This is a genomic window from Alteribacillus sp. YIM 98480 (assembly GCF_009765375.1).
Lineage (GTDB): Bacteria > Bacillota > Bacilli > Bacillales > Marinococcaceae > Alteribacillus.
The window spans coordinates 63,816-82,203 of record NZ_VTOK01000010.1 but is presented as its reverse complement, the minus strand read 5'-3'; the positions used below and the strand labels follow the sequence as shown (position 1 = coordinate 82,203).

Below are 18,388 nucleotides of genomic sequence, written 5' to 3'. Positions count from 1 at the left end.
GCGTAATGCCCATACCAATTTGTTCCACCTTCCATATTCTATAGTGTGATATGAATATACTCATGTGAAAGGAAGGATTGTAGTGAATAAACGCAGACCAATTAAGGGCTCGCAAACACCAACACCGACCCCTACTCCGCTGGATCCGAATGATTTAGCGCCAGAATGTATTAAGGTCGATAAAGTATATGACTGGGTCTTCTTTTCTAATCAGTATGAAAATAAAAACTTCATTCCTGATGAACATTGCCGAAAAGAAGTCAGTGAAGCTTTAGAAGCAGGAATTGATATTGATCTAAAGTGTTTCCCTGCTGACCCAGAAGATGTGGAATGCCGTGCTAAAATTCTTGAACACGGAAACCCAGGAAGAGTATCGATCGTATGGACTGTTCCGGTAAGAGTGAAAATATTCAAGAAAAAGAAGAAAATTTGTTCCTTTACAGTACGCACCCAATTTGACGACGAGGTCATGTTATGTGTTCCAGAAGGAATTAAAGACAAACACATCCACTGTAAAGCAACCGATGTGCAATGCAGATCACAAGGTCCATTGATGGGACCAGATCCATTTGGTCCGATGATTCCAGTAAGAGTGTTGTTGTGCAAAGACGTACAAGTAGAATTCCCAGTAAAATTAGAAGTGCTAGGTAAGTTCTGCTTCCCTCGTCCAAATGATATTCCAATACCAAACGGACTTGAGTGTCCTTTAGACGCATTTGAATTCCCGCCGCAGTGCGATTTCTTCCCAGTAGACAACTGTGAATGTCAAGCAACGGCATTAGCAAGAAATGAAGAAACATTTGCTACATTTGGTACGAATGGAACGATCGTAACAGGAACATCAACATTAGAAGCTGAAATTTGCCAAGAGTGTGCACTTGCAGACAGCCGCTTCACTTACTCATTTACTGATACAGACGAAGATGGAAACGGACCAACACCAACACCTTCTCCAGACTTTAGCTTCACGCTTGATCCTACAACAATAGAAGAAGTCGTATGTAATACAGAAGTTGGTTCTTTAAGTGTGTTTGGTGAAGGGGAGCGCTCCTTCAACGGTACACCTGAGCATGTCTTTTATGAGCTTCGAATCTTCAGTGACCCAGCCGGGTTCCAGTTAATTCTACGCAATACTGCTGGTGCTGTAGTGTTTGATAGTGGCATTGTAGATGCATTAGTTAGATACGATGAATGCGACACCTTTGCTGATCTATTAAATAACAATAATGGTAATGGAAACGGATAAATATAAACAGGGGGAGGAGACCCTCCTCCGTTTTTTACACTAATAGGAAAGTACATGGATAAACCATCGACGTCGTCAAAATTTTAAGGAAAACATTATAAGTGCAACTAGGCAAACGCCTGCACCTAAAGGCTTAGAACTAGCCAAGTTTTCTTTAACATAAACATTTGTTTATACATATATTTAAATATATGCATGTAAGGTGGGGGCAATATGTCAAACGAAGAAATTGTTCAACGAAACAATGAACAACGGTTTGTTCTCCACACCATTATTCATTTTGAAAAACGTATAAAAAGTCAAACCAAAGAGCTGGGAAATGTAAGCAGAAAACTAAAAAAATTAGATGAGGAAGGATCTTGGATTAGGAGAGATCTAAAAGAAAAAAAGCAATACCTAGAATCAATTCAAGACATTAAAATTTATGGTGCTGGAGAAAAATATGAGCTGCTTACTATGAATCATTTATTAAACAATATAATGGAATACGTATATTCTCAGCAGCAGCACAATGAAGAAAAAGAGGAAGAATTAAAACAAAAAGATCAAATAATAAATCAATATAAAGATAAACAATTGGTTTTACAGCAAAGAATAAGAAATTTACAACAACAGATTTCAAACGATGAAACTATAAAAAGATCATTGACAAATCAAGTAAACCAAAAAAATCACATGATAAATCTTCAATTGGATACGAAGAAAAAAATGAAGAAAGTGATCCAAGAAAAAAACAAATCATTAAAATACTTTAAAAAGACAGAAGAAGAATGGAAAAAAAGAAATCATCAAAAAGAAGAAGAGCTTAAAAAATATAAAAGAAATACCATCGATTTAACTAATTTGATTTTGGATTATGAAAAAAGAAGAAAAAATACGATAAATGACACCATAAATTTTTCTAAGATAGAAAACAAATTAGTTCATACGTTGAATAATTTAGAAGAAAAAGTGCGAGATAATCAATTAGAATTTGAAACGTTAAAAAAGAATAACAAAGGATGGTGGATGGAAGTGTGGAATATTTGGGGCAGCGATAAAGAACAGGAACGGGAGTCCCAAGAAAAAATAGAGAAAATAAGAGAAGAAATAGCAGAATTAAAAAGTGAATTTAATAATTATAGTAATATATTTAAAGAATTAAATAAAAATATTCAAACAAACCAAGAAAATGATACTCATTTATCCACTCTGCTGAATGAATTAAAAGAAACCGTTAACAGTTATAAAGAAAAAGAGGAAGATTACTACAATAAGGAGAGTGATATGAAAGAAAAATATCAAATTCAAATGAATGAAATGTATGAGAAGTACCATACTTTAGAGCAGCATTATACTTCTCTTGAGAAAAAATTAGACCAATATAAAGATATAGAAAAACATTATGAAGAAGAGATTGTTCAATTAAAAGAGAAGCTCCAGAAAGAGGAACAACAAGAGACTGACAGAGAAAATGAACAATTACAGATGAAAGAAAATTACGAACAAAAATTGAAAAATCTTCATGATAAAGTGAAAAAGTATGAAAAGAACATGCAGGCCTTAAAGAAAAGATTAGATGAAAAAGATAAAAATATAGAAGCTTTGCGACAGAGACAGTTATCACCTCAAAGTCAAGGAAAAAGCAATGCAAGAAGCATGCAGCCTAATATGGAAGATTACTATAATATTCCTCTTCCATCACAGTCTCAATCGACTGTTTTTAATCCCTATAAATATATAAATGATAATAAAGGAGGGGAAAGCAAGAATGAAACCTAATCGAGTTCGTGAAATTTACAGACGCCATAAAGCTGCTTCGATAGGAACCCCTATCGGTAATAAAAAAAGTGCTAAACCTAAAAAACGCAAAGGCTGCGGCTGCGGGGGAAAATAATAATGGAAACAACATTGTATTCATAAAAAGAGCTGTTTGGGAGGATATGATTAATCACTGTAAAAAAGAACTGCCAATAGAAGCATGCGGACTATTATCAGGATATAATAGAAAATGCGAAGCTCTCTGGAAAACAAAAAATATTAAACAAAGTAAACATTCATTTGAAATAAGTCAAAAGGAAACAGATAAACTGTTTCGGTTAATAGAAAAAAACGGGCAAACATTAACAGGTATTTATCACTCACATCCAAAAGCAGCTCCATATCCTTCTAAACCAGATATTTTCAATGCTCATTATCCAGAAGCTGCATATATCATTATTTCTTTAGGCTGTTCTCGACCAAAAGTGCGTTCTTTTCGAATTATTAATAAAAAAGTGCTGCCAATGAAAATTAAATTATATGAATAATTCGTGGTACACATTTTTACCCAAAGGTTTATTAATGCCTTTGGGTTTCTAGTATTCCATAAAAACAAATGAAATAGGAGAGTAAAAGTCTATAAATAAGAACGTTCATTTATTATTCGTTTCATTTCTCTTTTATTACCAGACGAGTTACAGTATCTATGCGCCAGCTCTACATTTTTTGAATAATATGGGTTACGTGCAGCTGATGATTTTGGATGCCATAGGTGAAAGATACTTGTGTTTAATCTTTTATAATGCCCGCATAATGTATTAACGGAACAAGCAAATGCGTCATCTTCTCCACCCCAACCATAAAACCTTTCATCAAAACCTCCAACTTTATTAAAGCATTGTTTAGAGATAACATTCACACCACCGACAGGAAGTACTTTCCCAAAATGATTTACTTTTGTATCCATATTAATCTGAAGCGGCCAAGTTGGTCGGGTGTTAAGTAATGTGTGTGTACTGCTTTTAGAGACATTTTTGACTTGAGAATATGGAATAATCCAAGAGTATTTATTAAGAAGCTGAAGAGAGTATAGGAGCAAATGTGGACTACAGATAATGTCAGCATCTAATATAATATAAACGTTACCTGCAGCCTTTGCTGCCGCCTTATTAACCGCATGTGCTTTAGAAAATGGGGGCGTATTACATTTGCCCACACATATCTCTGCATTTTGCATGTTAATTGAATAAAATTGTCTGACCCATTTAAAAGCCTTCTCTCTTGGACCGTTATCCGTTTGAAAAGGTATTAATATTGATATCAAGAGTTTTTCACCACCTAAGGGCAATATTGTAGGGTTTTCTTTTATATAAACTATTGGTAAATAATACATAATATGTGATTAGTTGTTTTTTTGATAAAAAGTAAAGCAGGTCGAGAACTGTGAAGTTTTGTTAAAAAATGAATATAAAATTAATAGTTTCATAGATACAGAAAAAAATTTAATAACTTTTTCATCACACTGTTCTTAAATAAGAATAGTGTTTTTTATGTAATAGGAACTATCATCCCCATTAATTAAAGGATTTATCTTATTTAGGTAAAACGCACTGTCATCTAAAGTAGAACAGAATATCTTATATATGTATACAATACGAAAATTAGAAGGCATATAAATTTCTAAACCTGGAATTTATATCGAAAGGAGGCCTTAGAGTGATTGAACAGGTTGAAAATAACACCCTCAAGGTTGGAGTTATTGGATTAGGATTTGTTGGCTTGCCTCTCTCTTTATTGTTTCATCAAAAAGGTTTTAATGTCACAGGCATTGATATAGATGAGAATAAAATCCAAACATTAAATCAAGGGAAGAGCTGTATTTCGGAAATTGAGGATGAACACGTTAAAAATGCTATGACTTCAGGACGTTTTATGGCCACCTCAGATTTTGACACGATTAAAAAACAAAATATTTTAATCGTTTGTGTATCAACCCCATTAAACAAACATGATGAGCCTGACTTAAGCTATCTAAAAAAGGCAGGAGAATCAATAACATCAAGATTAAGAGAAGGGCAATTGGTTGTTTTAGAAAGTTCCACTTATCCTGGAACTACAAAAGATTTTTTTAAGCCAATATTAGAACAAAATGGATTATTAGTTGGGAAAGATTTTTATTTAGCATATTCTCCAGAAAGAATTGACCCCGGAAATAAAAAAATTCAATTTAATGAAATCCCTAAATTGGTTAGCGGGGTAACTACACGTTGCTTACAAGAAATTTATAATGTTTATAGTGAAATATATGATACTGTCGTAAAAGTTTCTTCCACTGAAGCAGCAGAAATAACAAAGTTGTTAGAAAATAGTTATCGTTTTATAAACATTTCGTTTATTAATGAATTTGCCATCTTATGCGATAAGTTAAATATTAATGTATGGGAGGTTATTGAAGCAGCCAGCACAAAGCCTTATGGGTTTCAACCATTTTATCCAGGCCCGGGGATTGGAGGGCATTGCATTCCCATAGATCCTCTATATTTAATGTTTAAAGCAAAACAAATTGGAGCAACACAGGAATTCATTGAATTATCAAAAAAAATAAATCAATCATTTCCCACTTATATAACAGATCAAGTCACTAACATTCTTTCTAATAGTAAAACAATAAAGAATCAAAATATATTAATATATGGAGTTACGTACAAACCAGATATTGAAGATGCAAGAGAAACTCCCGCTATAAAAATTATTCAAAAACTAAAGGATAAAGGGGCGAACGTATACTATCACGATCCGTATGTAGAAAAATTGACAGTAAATGATAACGATATTCTCACTAGTGTACCTCTTACCAAAGAAATGTTAAAAGATGTTGATTGTGTTATTATCCTTACGGATCACCGCCTTATTCCTATAGAACAAATATTAAATGATGCCAAAATAGTTTATGACACACGTAATGTCACAAGAGGGCATAGTGGAAAAGCAAAAGTGTATCATTTAGGAACAGGGGTTTCTTAAAAACAACTATGAAAGAGAGAATCCTCTATAACCCTAAGCATTAGCCAGTAATTGACATTATAAGTTCTTATTCAATATCTTATGTGTGATGTACCTTACAGTAGGAATGTTGAAGTACTGGTTAAAAAACGTGTCAAAATGTAATAATTTAGGAGGAAAACAAGGGGTCAAGAATAGTATAGTGATCCCCTTTTAAACATAAAAAAATGTATATTTCCCAATGTAAATAACATATTTAATGTTGTTTTAATGTCTATGATATTGATTTTATGAGATTACCAATAAACCACCAGGAAGTTCAAGATATTTGGAGGTGATTAAATATTAAAGGAGAGAATGCAATGGTTTCAATTATTACCTGCACCATAAGAGATTCTGCTCTGGATAATGTATTTCAAAATTATGATCGCCAAACGCTTCCTGATAAAGAACTAATTATTATATTGAATAAAGATAACATGAATATTAATAAATGGAAACAAAAAGCAAGAGGCTACAAAAATGTAACAGTTTATCAATTAACAGAAAAGCTAACTTTGGGAGAATGCTTGAATTTTGGAGTGAAAAAATCTCGTTTTTCTTTTATAGCTAAATTTGATGATGATGATTACTATGCTCCGAATTATTTAACAACGATGCTTCGTCCATTTAAGTACAGTAACGTATCAATTGTAGGAAAAACTAGTTTCTATGTGTACTTTGAACAATTAAAACTTCTTAGTCTTCATCTTCCAAATAATGAAAATAAATATAGCAAACATGTCGCAGGAGCAACTTTAGTTATAAAAAAAGATGTCTTTAAGTATGTTAAATTTGGAAAAATGAATAAGGGGTCAGATCAAGATTTTCAAGTGAAATGTAGGAAGAAAGGATTGAAAATATATTCCGCTGACAGATTTAACTATGTATGTTTAAGAAATGCAAACAAAAGATACCACACTTGGAAATTAAGTGACAAACAACTTTTAAAGTATGGAAAGAAATTAAGATATACATCCAATTATGAACCATTTATTAAACATTGATAGAGGGAGCAATCATATTTTCAGAAAAATAGCAGTATTCATATTATAATTTCAAACTCATAACTACACAATAATCATGTAATTTAATAATCTATAGAAAGCAGAATTTAAAAAGATTTCCATTTTTTTCTGCAAAAATGGAGTGATTAGTTTGAATGAGACAAAGCGGATTTTACAACTTATAAAAAAAGCGTCACAAAAAAACTCTCCGTTTTCTTTAGTAAGAATAGGTGATGGTGAAAATTTAGTATTAGCTCACGGATCAGTGTGGCCAGTTAAAAGGGTGTTAAGAGAACCTTGGGGACGTAGTGCAAGAAAAGGAAGAAAAGGAATAGATCTTCCTAATTTTGAATTACGAAATCGAATGGTAACCTCTATAAAAAAGGCAGATGTTGTTGGTATTCTTCCTAAACATGGAGATATGATTAATGCTCCTAAACATGTGAAACGTGAATTAACAGATAAAGTTTTTCGTCATTATAACATTCAACCCAAATTAACATGTAGTGCAACCATCAATAGAGAGTTAATGCGAAATCATGATTTTTGGGAAATTTTAAGAAGAAAAAAAATACTAATAATCTATGGGAATGCAGAAAATCTAAAAACAACATTACAAAACAATTATGGACTTAAAGTTAACCTGGCTATTCCTTTTTCCCATTATAATCAAATAAACCGAACGTTAAAACTTGTTTTACGTAATAAAAATAAGTTTGATATAGCCTTAGTTTCTTGTGGAGTGAACTCGGTTATACTTTCGCAAAGAATTAGCGAATTAACTGGTAAAATTGCTATTGATTTTGGTAAAGCATCAAAATTTATATTAACAGAAGATCATAACCAAAAAGCCACTAATCCGACTAAGAGGTTTTAAAATATAGATCATTAAGGGAAGGAGAGAATAGTGTTAATGCTTAAAAATAAAATAATTATTGTAAATATTGCTTTTAATGTATTAAGAAAGTTTCACGTTCCCCCCAGACCTCAACCTGAAACAGTTTTAACTAAAGAATGGATAGAAAATCGTATGGATATTTTTATGAATTATGCTATGAAAAGTTTATCAAATCAAACTAATAATAACTTTATTGCTTTGGTTCGTTATGAAGACTGTACGAAAAATCTCATTAGGGAAGCTTTAAGAAAATATGATAAAGTCCCCAATAATGTAATATTTGTGAAGAATAGCAAATTCTCCCGCCATATAAAAAAATTGATAATACACTATGATTACTTTTATTTAGTCCGTTTAGACTCAGATGATATGTATCATAAGACATATATACAAAGATTGTACGATTTTAAGCACAATACTGACACCAAAGTTCTCATTAATCGAAAAGGTTTTGTTTATAATAGTTTAACTAATCAAATGGCAACGTATAGTAACCCCTCTCCACCTTTTTATACTTTAATTTATAAAACAGATGACTATTTAAATGGGGTAAGGTATTCGATTCCAAAGCATAGAGATGCTATAAAGTTACCTCATAAGATTTTAAAAGGATACAATTTTATAGTTAATATCCATTCAATAAATACTTCTTCTAAGTTTAACAACAAAAACAAAATAATGAATCCATCAAAAGTTAGTACGATATTGAAAGAGTTTAAAGGTGAGTAAATGATGAAGATTCAGCTATAGCTAATAAAAGAGGAGTCTATTTAATATCCTGTGAAGAAAAAGTGGAAGATACAGTAAAACAAAAATATGTAAATCAAGGAAGTCACGGGTGATAAAGATGAACAAAATTAAGATAGGAGTTGCTGGTGTTGGAATAATGGGACAAAATCATTGTAAAACTCTACAATTGATGATTAACGATGTTGAATTTGTTGGTGTATATGATAAAGATATTCAAAAATGTAGTGAAGTAGGAAATAAGTTTAATGTAAAGTCTTTTAATAATTATGAAGATTTATTAGTAAATGTAGATGCAGTTATTATCGCAACCCCTACTACTTTCCATTATTCACTAATAAAGATAGCAATTAATAAAAATAAAAATATTTTAGTGGAAAAACCTTTTGTAACATCTTTGAAAGAATCAGAAGACATTAAATTATTGTTAAAAGGTAAGAAATTAATTTTTCAAGTTGGGCATATTGAAAGATTTAATCCCGCTTTTCAAAATCTATATAAAGCAGTTACTCCAAAAAATATGCTAGCAATAGAAGCAAGACGTTTGGGGCAAGTTCAAAGAAATATAGACATTGATGTAATCCTTAATTTAATGATTCATGATATAGATGCTGTTTTAGCTTTAGTAAATAGTCCATTAAAGAAGATTGCTGCAGATGGCAGGGCAGTAGTAAATAAAGAGGAATTGGATATTGTTTATGCAGTCTTATCCTTTGAAAATGGAATTATTGCTAATTTAGTGGCAAACAGGGTTTCTAAAGAAAAAGCTCGTTTGTTAACAATTACTGAATATGACAAGGTTTTCAAAGCTGATTGTCTAACGAGGAATTTATATATTTATCAAGGTATTAATTCAACGTCTGAAAATAGTTTACCCTATAAAAAAGAAAGCATTATTGAAAAAGTATTAGTACCGCGTAATGAACCCCTCCATTCAGAAATTCTTCATTTTGTTCAATCTATTCATATGAATAAGGCACCATTAATAGGAATTCATGAAGCTGGCAAATCATTAGAGGTAGCTTTAAAAATAAAAGAATTAGTTTCAACTAAAATGAAGAACTGATTCTTACTTTTTATGACTTATCTAATTTTTCATCGATTCACAGAATTGTAAGCTGTTGAGTAATAAAAACCCAAAAGTTATTACTATATTTCGATCCTTTCTTAAAACATTCTTCCCATTAAAGCCAAACATTCATATTTAAGTATTACAATCATTTTAGAGTCCTTTCTGGGTCAATACACCAGTAAAAATGAATGAAAAAAGGGGTGGCAACTGTGATTCCTATGGTTGATTTAAAGGCTGAGTATGAAATGTTAAAGACTCAGATCCAACAGGAAATCAATGATGTACTTGAAAGTAGTTCTTTTATATTGGGTGAAAAAGTGAAAGAAATAGAAGCTGCTATAGCTGCCTATTCAGATACGTCGTATGCCATTGGAGTGGGGAATGGTACAGATGCTCTATTGCTTGCATTAGAAGGTTTGGGCATTGGGAAAGGTGATGAAGTTATTACAACAGCGTTCACTTTTTTTGCTACAGCTGAAGTAATTGCACGTATTGGAGCAGTCCCAGTATTTATAGATATTGATCCAAAGACTTGTAATATCAATCCAAATTTACTAGAAAAAGCGATAACAAAAACAACAAAAGCAATCATCGTTGTTCACTTATTTGGCCAACCAACAGATATGGATCCAATTTTAAAGGTTGCTAAAAAACATGATTTAAAAATTATCGAAGATGCATGTCAATCTATCGGGGCAACCTATAAAAAAAAGAAAGTAGGATCATTAGGTGATGTTGGTTGTTTTTCTTTTTTTCCGTCTAAAAATTTAGGTGCTTTTGGTGACGGTGGGATGGTAGTAACAAATAATAAAAATTTATATGAAAAAATAAAATTACTCAGAAACCATGGGAGTCTTCAAAAATATATACATCAACAGATTGGATTAAATAGTCGTTTAGATGAAATCCAAGCTGCGATTTTAAAAGTGAAATTCGAAATGTTAGATGATTGGACTGATAAGAGACGAGAAGTTGCCAAAAGGTATTCTGATCATTTAAAGGAATTTGTTGATATTCCTGCTCCAGAAGAAAATAGAGTACATGTTTATCACCAATATTGTATTCAGACAAAGAAGAGAGATGCTTTATCTTCTTTTTTAAATAAGAAGCAAATTGCAACAGCTGTTTATTATCCTATACCCCTTCATCTTCAAAAAGCCTTTAAATATCTAGGGTATAAAGAAAAACAAATTCCAATAGCTGAAAGAGTATCTAAAAATATTTTAGCCATCCCCATATATCCATTAATGACTAAAGATATTCAGGATTATATTATTTTTTCGATCAAAGAATATTTAAGTTAAAGGTTAATTTAAATAGAACGCTGCTGACAAAAGTATTATTAAAAACTATTAAAATCGCGTGTAGGTACGTCTAGATCCCTCTATTTAAAGACAAAAACGCTGAGATATCGGATTGTAAACCAATACAGCGTTTTTGCCTTTTTGTTTCAAGACGATTATGTGCTAGTTTTATTTAATTATAGTTTAAATAAAGAACTGAAACTACTTTATATACCTAATGCATTTAAGAAACATTTAATAACCCGCTCTTGCTCTTCTTTTAAGAGGCTTGATCCTGATGGCAAGCATACACCTTTTGTAAATAATTTTTCAGAAACGTTTTCGTTACTATGAGAATAATACGCACAGTTTTTAAATAAGGGTTGTAGGTGTAACGGCTTCCAAACAGGACGTGCTTCAACATTTTGGCTTAGTAAAAATTCAACAATCTCTGTGGAAGTAACACCACTATGATTTTCATCTATTGTTAGAGCGGTTAGCCACCGAGTGGATCGACCATATGCAGCTTCCGGCATAAATTTTATCCCTTTTATGTTGTGAAGCTCAGTATAATACTTATTAAATATCTGACGTCTGGATGTAATCCTTTCCATTAATACCTTAAGCTGAGCTCTTCCAATTGCTGCTAGGATATTACTCAAACGATAATTATAACCGATTTTACTGTGTTGATAATGTAAAGCAGGATCACGAGCCTGTGTAGCCATGTAACGAGCTCTTTCTAAAGCATCTAAGTCATTAGAGACTAACATACCGCCACCTGAAGTTGTAATAATCTTATTTCCGTTGAACGAATAAACTCCAAATTCCCCAAATGTACCGCTGACCTTTCCTTTATAAGTAGCTCCTAACGATTCCGCAGCGTCTTCTATTACGGGAACATTATAGTAATTGCAAATTGACAAAAGGGAATCCATATCAGCACTTTGACCATAAATATTAACGATAATTACAGCTTTTGGCATATTCCCGCTTTTTGTAGCATTTATGAAGGCCCGTTTTAAAGCGTTCGCAGACATATTCCAACTACTTGGTTCCGAGTCAATAAATACAGGTTCAGCCCCTAGATATAATATAGGATTTGCACTTGCTACAAAGGTTAAAGACGAGCAAAAAACTGTGTCTCCTCGCCCGACGTTTAAAAGTTTTAAAGCTAAATGAATAGCAGCTGTGCCGGAATTTAAGGCTAATGCTCCCTTAGTATTAACGTATTCTGCCATTTCCTTTTCAAAAGCTTTTACTTGAGGACCTAAAGGAGCTATCCAATTCGAGTCAAATGCCTCCATAACTAAACGTTTTTCATTTCCGCTCATATGTGGCGGGGAAAGGTAAATCATCTTAGTAGTATCATTTTTATTCACTTGTTTAACCCTTCCTTTAATGAAATTTCTTACACCAAATATATGTAAAAACGTATTGTTTGATAACAAACTAACAACAATTTGAACTATTAACAGAAAAAACGTGTGAATTTTTCGCTCACTACAGATTTCAGATTCTTTTGTAATACTCTCCTTATTTACCATCTAAAGCCAAAATGATAGTAAAACGACTGTTTTAGAGTCTTTCCGTCAACAAAAATCCCGTATGAAAAGTATTTCAATACAGGATTTTTTGGCTCTAAACGGTTTATTACTTACTGTTTTAATAAAGATGGAAGCGGACTACTTTATTTTATAGATGTTTACCCATTAATGAGATTGTTTAATTCCGATGCTTTTTGATAACTCTGGCTGGAACACCTACTGCTGTTACTTGTCTTGGAATATCATTAGTGACCACAGCACCTGCTCCAATCACAGACAGTGAATCAATTGTTATGGATGGGATGACAGATGAACCAATCCCCAAATGTACGTGGCTGTTAATTCTAACTCCTCCTGCCAAATGGACTCCAGGAGAGAGATGAGCATAATCTGCAATAATACAATCGTGGTCTACTGTTGCAGATGTATTAATAATTGTGTGTTTACCTATTCGTGTGTTCGCATTTATAACTGTTCCGGGCATAATTAAAGTTCCTTCATCAATCTTTACATCACTACCGATAATTGCAGTTGGATCGATTAACGTGGCGTAAGAAAGTGATAGATGTTGAAGTTTGTTTGAAAGTTGTTTTCTAATATGATTATTTCCTATTGCAATAAAAATCTTGTGGTCATGATATATTTTCCAATTCATAAAATCTCTAAAAGTACCAATATAATTTCTTTGGTTTGGCTGAGGTTTATCATCAATATACCCAAGAATTGAATATCCATTGCGTAAAGCCACATCACTAACAACCCTGCTATGGCCTCCCAAACCTATAATAATAAGACTTTGCTTTTCCTCTTTGTTTTTAACATCCCTACTTATAGGAACAATCCCCCTTATTCTATTTTTCTTTTAGAACAGTCTATGCAATTGGTTTTGCCTTGGTTAATTATTAACAAGCCAAATAAGACGGGGGTATCAGTTTTACAAAAAATGAAATCGTATGAGTGAGGTCAAGATTTTGTCTATGATTGTGCTAAATACTATTACGCACCATATAATTTGTTTAGAAGTAAATGTATAAAAAATGAAGAGAGGAGAATTACATGTCAAAAATAAAAAGCACCGTGATTGAACCTCCGCTTATACAAGAACCGATCAATCCAAATGAAATAGGGCGGGTTTTACACTTACCATATAATGCTGCGGGGCAAATGAGTACACAAGCCCTAGCACTCAAAAAGCTAGGGGTTAATACATCATTCTGTGATTATTATCAGTCAAAATTCCAATTTCCAACAGATGTAGCGTCTCCTATTAAAAACTTACCAAAAAAACAAAGAGAAGCGGCTATGTTAAAATTCGCAAAAAAAAATATTGCTAAATACGATATTTTTCACTTTCACTTTGGCCAATCATTCACAAGGTATTCTTATAAGGATTTACCATTACTTAAAGCGAAGAAAAAAAAAATGGTCATGAATTATTGGGGTACGCAGGTTAGAAGATTGTCTATTGCAAAAAAGAAAAACTCTTTCGCAATAGTAAAACAACCTAATGAAAAATTAATTGTTTCCAGACTGAATATAATTTCTAGTTATATGGACACAGCCATAGTTCCAGATCACGAGCTATTAGAATACGTATATGGATATTTTAAGAAGATCTACATTATTAGAGCATCGATTGACCAAACTTTATTCACTCCGTTTTATCCCAATATTCATAATAAAAAGCCATTAGTAGTGCATGCTCCAACACATCGAAATGTAAAAGGTACTGAGTATATTATTAAAGCCGTACAAAATCTTAAAAAGGTAATTAAATTTGATTTTGTCCTTATTGAAAATATGACAAATGATCAAGCACTAACTTGGTATAAAAAAGCAGATATTGTGGTGGACCAACTTCGTTTGGGTATATATGGAACGGTTTCTATAGAAAGCATGCTTTTTGGAAAGCCGGTTATATCGTTTATAAGAGAGGATCTCAAATATAAATATCCACCTGGATTACCAGTGATATCTGCTACTCCACATACAATTGAAAAAGAATTATATAATCTAATAAAAAATCCAAAATTACGATATAAGCTTGGAGTAAAAGGCCGAAAATATGCTACAAAACACCATCATCAGGATAAAATAGCTCGTCAGCTTGTTACAGTTTATAAAAACTTATAAAGTTACTAAATCTAGCAATAAACCAATTCACGAACATTGCAGTTTTCCAAGTTTGTTTTAATCGAATTCAAATGTTAATTGTGGCCCCCTTGAATGAAGATAGCTGCATTGACCTGCGCGAGCTGACAATTAAAATATCTATACTGTTTTAAACGAGGGCCGCTTGCAGAGTTTGTGCGAAAAGTTGTAGCATCTCTCTGGGAAAAAGGCAGAGGTCCTTTAGGAGAAGCAAAATTTAAATGTATTATGCTAAAAACCCACTAAAGTTTGTGTTACCAAATTTAGTTGTCTTTGCTATCAACCTCACTTGAAAGAATTTTCAATAATGTTTCTGTCTTATCTAACTTTTCCCAAGGGAGATCCACATCTGTTCTGCCAAAATGTCCATAAGCAGCAGTCTGTCTGTAAATCGGTCTTCTTAGGTCCAACATTTCTATAATACCAGCAGGTCTTAGATCAAACACATTTCGAACTGCCTCGATTAGTTTACTTTCTGGAAATTTACCTGTACCAAAAGTTTCAATATTTATGGAAATGGGATTAGCTACACCTATAGCATAGGATAATTGTATTTCACACTCATCTGCTAGGCCTGAAGCTACTATATTTTTAGCAACGTACCGTGCTGCATAAGCGGCGGATCTGTCAACTTTTGTAGGATCTTTACCTGAGAATGCCCCGCCACCGTGCCTTGCTTTGCCTCCATAGGTATCAACAATAATCTTTCTGCCAGTTAAACCGGCGTCACCATGCGGACCTCCTAAAACAAACCTGCCAGATGGATTAATAAATACTTTCTTTATGTCATCATACTTAAAGCCAAAACTTTTTAATACAGGTTCGATAACAAAAAGTTTTAAATCAGATTCTAACTTATCTAACGAAATATCTGGATGATGTTGTACTGACATAACAATTGTGTCAATCCTTACAATTTCACCCTTATAGTATTTAACAGTAACTTGTGACTTCATATCTGGTCTTGCCCATTTTAACTTTTTTAACTTTCTTTGCCTTGTTGCTTCTCTAACCAACTGGTGAGCTATTGTAATTGGCATAGGCGTATAAGATGGTGTTTCATTGGTAGCATAACCAACCATCATCCCTTGGTCTCCTGCCCCAATATTTAGATTAGGTTCTATAGGTTGATTGTCTTTTAAACTTCTTGATTCAAATGAAGTATTGACACCAGTTGCAATATCTGGAGACTGCTCATCAATAGTTGATAAAACAGCGCAAGTTTTAGAATCGATACCATAATCTGATTTATTATACCCAATATCATCTAATGTCTTTCTAACAATCTTGGGGATATCAACATATGCAGATGTAGTTATTTCGCCGCCAACTAATACCATTCCCGTAGTAGTAAAAGTCTCGCATGCAACCCTGGCATGAGAGTCTTGTTCTAGGATGTTGTCTAGTATTGCATCACTAATTTGATCTGATATTTTATCAGGATGGCCTTCTGAAACTGATTCGGATGTTATAAATCCTGTAAAAGGTTTTCTCATACTTGTTTCTCTCCTTTCTATTTGTGGTGATTCTTCTATAGTCATTTATTTTTTTGAATTCTGAGAACCTATTTTATGAGGTACCTCCGCATATTGGTTTAGTATATGTTTAAATGTAGGGTCTGGTATCAGCTAAAGTCTTTTTTCAGTGAAACTGTACATATATATAAATATAAATGGATTCTATTTAAGCCTATTCTATTCATTTTTCTATTAATTTAATAACTTTATAAAACAGTCCATCATACAATGATAAGGATTAAAAACGTCGATAGTCTGTTTTTTATTGAGATATTAATTATTATTAGGGCATATTTCCTTAAGGGAGGAGAAGCTAAAATTGAAAAAAGTCTTAATATCGGGATGTAACAATGTAATATATGTAGATGAAAACGATAAAAAAGGCAAAGATTTAATTAGAACAAATGGATTTTCACAACCTCGAGTGGTTAATTTTTGGAGAAGAGCCGTTAAGAAATTAAATCCTACCGTTGTTTTTGATGTTGGTTTAAATTACGGAGAAGTTCTATTTTCAACTCAATATCACCCAAAAACTGTAATAACAGGGATAGAAGCAAATTCTAAACTTAGTCCGTATATTAATCAAACATTGACAAAACATCCAAACGGAGATCAAATAAAGATAATATATGCCCTTGCATCAGATAAAAACTCAAAATTCAGAAATTTCTATATTAATCAAAGATCGGGAGATTCATCAGTATTCTCAACAGGAGTTCGCCCACAAAAAAAAGTGAAAGTAAACAGTGTGAAAATTGACCAATTGTTTTCACAACGATCTTTTGCAAAAGATACACTACTTTTCAAGATTGATGTAGAGGGTTATGAATGGAATGTGTTAAAAGGAATGCTTAATACTCTGAAAACTTGTAATGGATCGGCAGGGTGTATTGAATTTAATATTGCCTATTTAGAGAGAGTAGGAATAAATGTTGAACAATTTTTAAGGTTTTTGGATAAAAAATTTTATGTATATCCAATTGGAAGAGATAATAACTTGATAAAAATAAAGTCATTAAACTTAGAGAATGTAAAAAAATATTTTGCCTCAGATAAAAGGTGTAATGATCTAGTTTTATTATCCAATAAAACACTTATTAATAAATTGGGGCTGGATGTTAAGCTTACTGATTTGTGAAAATCAAGAGTAAATTGGATTTTTTCCTTTGGAGAAAAAATTAAATAAGGACTAAGTTCATAAATTTTCTCATAAAATATGATAATCCCTGAATTTCTATCTTAAAAACCATGAAGGTGGTAGTTTTCTTATGACTCATATTCCGGAGAGTGCAAAGGTTGGTAAAAACGTAGTAATTGAAGAAGGGGTTCAAATAGGAGAAAGAGTAACTATCGGCCACAATACCGTTATTTTAAAAGGTACTCGTATTGAAAATGAGGTCAGTATCAATTCTAATTGTGTATTAGGTATTCAACCGAGTGGAAATAAAAAAATGAGAAACTCATTTGCTTCTAATGATCAACTTATTTTAAAGAAGAATACAAAAATAGGAAACCTTGTATCTATATATGCTGGTACTAAAATAGCTGAAAATGTATTTGTTGGGGATCACGCAAGTATACGAGAAAATGTCATGATTGGGGAAGGGTCTGTTGTTGGAAGGGCTGCAATTGTTGAGTTAAATAGTACTATTGGAAAAAGTTGCACGATTCAAACGCTTGCTTATGTCACAGGCAATACTGTTATTGAGGATAATGTGTTTTTAGGTCCATGTGTTTCCATGTCAAATGACAAATACATGGGGGCAAAAGATTATGAATTAAAAGGTCCGATTATAAAAAAAGGAGCAAAAATAGGGAATAACGCTTCCCTTTTACCAGGTGTTATTATTGGTGCATATTCTATTGTAGGGGCTGGTGCAGTCGTAACTAAAAATGTGAAAAATAGTGAAGTGGTTGCTGGAGTGCCTATTAAAAAAATAAGATAATTCTCTCTTCTAGAGCGTATCCCATCACAATTATTTGCTGATTTTATGTGGAGGGGGTACTTTTTTTATATATATGAAAAGTGGCTATGATTACATCAATTTAATTACATATGAAGGTGCAAAAGATTCAGGGCTATAAAATAAGACGAAATTTAAGCAAGGCTTAAATTTCGTCCATAGACATGAGTATAG

General features: G+C 32.5%; 17 protein-coding genes. 13 read left to right on the top strand and 4 right to left on the bottom strand.

Going from position 1 to position 18,388, the window contains the following annotated elements:
- Window positions 1–82: 82 nt before the first annotated feature.
- From FZF09_RS13790 to FZF09_RS13780, 4 genes are all read left to right on the top strand, one after another.
- Complete coding sequence (locus FZF09_RS13790; protein WP_158737190.1) at window positions 83–1,246, top strand: BMQ_0737 family morphogenetic spore coat protein; 1,164 nt, start codon at window positions 83–85, stop codon at window positions 1,244–1,246.
- Between the two features lie 213 nt (window positions 1,247–1,459).
- The gene (locus FZF09_RS13785) at window positions 1,460–3,007 is read left to right on the top strand and encodes a hypothetical protein (protein ID WP_158737189.1); all 1,548 of its coding nucleotides are present in this window, start codon (window positions 1,460–1,462) and stop codon (window positions 3,005–3,007) included.
- Window positions 2,997–3,122: a hypothetical protein gene (locus tag FZF09_RS23095; protein ID WP_255450569.1), complete on the top strand. Its 126-nt coding sequence runs from the start codon at window positions 2,997–2,999 to the stop codon at window positions 3,120–3,122. The genes FZF09_RS13785 and FZF09_RS23095 overlap by 11 nt, the downstream gene beginning before the upstream one ends.
- A gap of 46 nt (window positions 3,123–3,168) precedes the next feature.
- The gene (locus FZF09_RS13780; protein ID WP_158737188.1) at window positions 3,169–3,534 is read left to right on the top strand and encodes a M67 family metallopeptidase; all 366 of its coding nucleotides are present in this window, start codon (window positions 3,169–3,171) and stop codon (window positions 3,532–3,534) included.
- 89 nt (window positions 3,535–3,623) lie between these two features.
- Here the strand turns inward: FZF09_RS13780 and FZF09_RS13775 are convergent, their stop codons facing one another.
- The gene (locus FZF09_RS13775) at window positions 3,624–4,310 is read right to left on the bottom strand and encodes a galactosyltransferase-related protein (protein ID WP_158737187.1); all 687 of its coding nucleotides are present in this window, start codon (window positions 4,308–4,310) and stop codon (window positions 3,624–3,626) included.
- A gap of 392 nt (window positions 4,311–4,702) precedes the next feature.
- Here FZF09_RS13775 and FZF09_RS13770 point away from each other — a divergent pair, with 392 nt between their 5' ends.
- From FZF09_RS13770 to FZF09_RS13745, 6 genes are all read left to right on the top strand, one after another.
- Complete coding sequence (locus FZF09_RS13770; protein WP_370514460.1) at window positions 4,703–6,010, top strand: nucleotide sugar dehydrogenase; 1,308 nt, start codon at window positions 4,703–4,705, stop codon at window positions 6,008–6,010.
- Window positions 6,011–6,351: 341 nt separating this feature from the next.
- Entirely contained in the window at window positions 6,352–7,035 is a 684-nt protein-coding gene (locus tag FZF09_RS13765) for a glycosyltransferase family 2 protein (RefSeq protein ID WP_158737186.1), read from the top strand.
- 151 nt (window positions 7,036–7,186) lie between these two features.
- Window positions 7,187–7,912 (top strand): GT-D fold domain-containing glycosyltransferase, encoded by a 726-nt coding sequence (locus tag FZF09_RS13760; protein ID WP_158737185.1) that lies wholly within the window; start codon window positions 7,187–7,189, stop codon window positions 7,910–7,912.
- A 36-nt stretch (window positions 7,913–7,948) separates the two neighbouring features.
- Window positions 7,949–8,662, top strand: a complete 714-nt coding sequence (locus FZF09_RS13755) for a glycosyltransferase family A protein (RefSeq protein WP_158737184.1) — start codon at window positions 7,949–7,951, stop codon at window positions 8,660–8,662.
- A gap of 118 nt (window positions 8,663–8,780) precedes the next feature.
- Window positions 8,781–9,746 (top strand): Gfo/Idh/MocA family protein, encoded by a 966-nt coding sequence (locus FZF09_RS13750; protein ID WP_158737183.1) that lies wholly within the window; start codon window positions 8,781–8,783, stop codon window positions 9,744–9,746.
- A 224-nt stretch (window positions 9,747–9,970) separates the two neighbouring features.
- The gene (locus FZF09_RS13745; RefSeq protein WP_199256799.1) at window positions 9,971–11,056 is read left to right on the top strand and encodes a DegT/DnrJ/EryC1/StrS family aminotransferase; all 1,086 of its coding nucleotides are present in this window, start codon (window positions 9,971–9,973) and stop codon (window positions 11,054–11,056) included.
- A gap of 206 nt (window positions 11,057–11,262) precedes the next feature.
- Here the strand turns inward: FZF09_RS13745 and FZF09_RS13740 are convergent, their stop codons facing one another.
- Together FZF09_RS13740 and FZF09_RS13735 are read right to left on the bottom strand one after the other, a co-directional pair.
- On the bottom strand, window positions 11,263–12,393 hold the full coding sequence (locus FZF09_RS13740; RefSeq protein ID WP_158737288.1) for a DegT/DnrJ/EryC1/StrS family aminotransferase: 1,131 nt from the start codon (window positions 12,391–12,393) through the stop codon (window positions 11,263–11,265).
- Window positions 12,394–12,760: 367 nt separating this feature from the next.
- Entirely contained in the window at window positions 12,761–13,366 is a 606-nt protein-coding gene (locus tag FZF09_RS13735; protein WP_304503068.1) for an acetyltransferase, read from the bottom strand.
- A 272-nt stretch (window positions 13,367–13,638) separates the two neighbouring features.
- On the opposite strand from FZF09_RS13735, the gene FZF09_RS13730 reads away from it, so the two are divergent.
- Complete coding sequence (locus tag FZF09_RS13730) at window positions 13,639–14,715, top strand: glycosyltransferase family protein (RefSeq protein WP_158737181.1); 1,077 nt, start codon at window positions 13,639–13,641, stop codon at window positions 14,713–14,715.
- A 281-nt stretch (window positions 14,716–14,996) separates the two neighbouring features.
- Here FZF09_RS13730 and metK read toward each other — a convergent pair whose 3' ends face one another.
- Window positions 14,997–16,229, bottom strand: a complete 1,233-nt coding sequence (metK, locus tag FZF09_RS13725) for a methionine adenosyltransferase (RefSeq protein ID WP_158737180.1) — start codon at window positions 16,227–16,229, stop codon at window positions 14,997–14,999.
- Window positions 16,230–16,569: 340 nt separating this feature from the next.
- Here metK and FZF09_RS13720 point away from each other — a divergent pair, with 340 nt between their 5' ends.
- Both FZF09_RS13720 and FZF09_RS13715 read left to right on the top strand, forming a co-directional pair.
- Entirely contained in the window at window positions 16,570–17,388 is an 819-nt protein-coding gene (locus tag FZF09_RS13720) for an FkbM family methyltransferase (RefSeq protein WP_158737179.1), read from the top strand.
- A gap of 130 nt (window positions 17,389–17,518) precedes the next feature.
- The gene (locus FZF09_RS13715) at window positions 17,519–18,196 is read left to right on the top strand and encodes an N-acetyltransferase (protein ID WP_158737178.1); all 678 of its coding nucleotides are present in this window, start codon (window positions 17,519–17,521) and stop codon (window positions 18,194–18,196) included.
- The last annotated feature ends 192 nt before the right edge of the window (window positions 18,197–18,388 follow it).

Bases quoted from the DNA above. Each gene is read 5' to 3' on its own strand.
- FZF09_RS13785 (WP_158737189.1), top strand. From the start codon at position 1,460: ATGTCAAACGAAGAAATTGTTCAACGAAACAATGAACAACGGTTTGTT.
- FZF09_RS23095 (WP_255450569.1), top strand. From the start codon at position 2,997: ATGAAACCTAATCGAGTTCGTGAAATTTACAGACGCCATAAAGCTGCT.
- FZF09_RS13780 (WP_158737188.1), top strand. From the start codon at position 3,169: ATGATTAATCACTGTAAAAAAGAACTGCCAATAGAAGCATGCGGACTA.
- FZF09_RS13765 (WP_158737186.1), top strand. From the start codon at position 6,352: ATGGTTTCAATTATTACCTGCACCATAAGAGATTCTGCTCTGGATAAT.
- FZF09_RS13755 (WP_158737184.1), top strand. From the start codon at position 7,949: ATGCTTAAAAATAAAATAATTATTGTAAATATTGCTTTTAATGTATTA.
- FZF09_RS13750 (WP_158737183.1), top strand. From the start codon at position 8,781: ATGAACAAAATTAAGATAGGAGTTGCTGGTGTTGGAATAATGGGACAA.
- FZF09_RS13745 (WP_199256799.1), top strand. From the start codon at position 9,971: ATGGTTGATTTAAAGGCTGAGTATGAAATGTTAAAGACTCAGATCCAA.
- FZF09_RS13740 (WP_158737288.1), bottom strand. From the start codon at position 12,393: ATGATTTACCTTTCCCCGCCACATATGAGCGGAAATGAAAAACGTTTA.
- FZF09_RS13730 (WP_158737181.1), top strand. From the start codon at position 13,639: ATGTCAAAAATAAAAAGCACCGTGATTGAACCTCCGCTTATACAAGAA.
- metK (WP_158737180.1), bottom strand. From the start codon at position 16,229: ATGAGAAAACCTTTTACAGGATTTATAACATCCGAATCAGTTTCAGAA.
- FZF09_RS13715 (WP_158737178.1), top strand. From the start codon at position 17,519: ATGACTCATATTCCGGAGAGTGCAAAGGTTGGTAAAAACGTAGTAATT.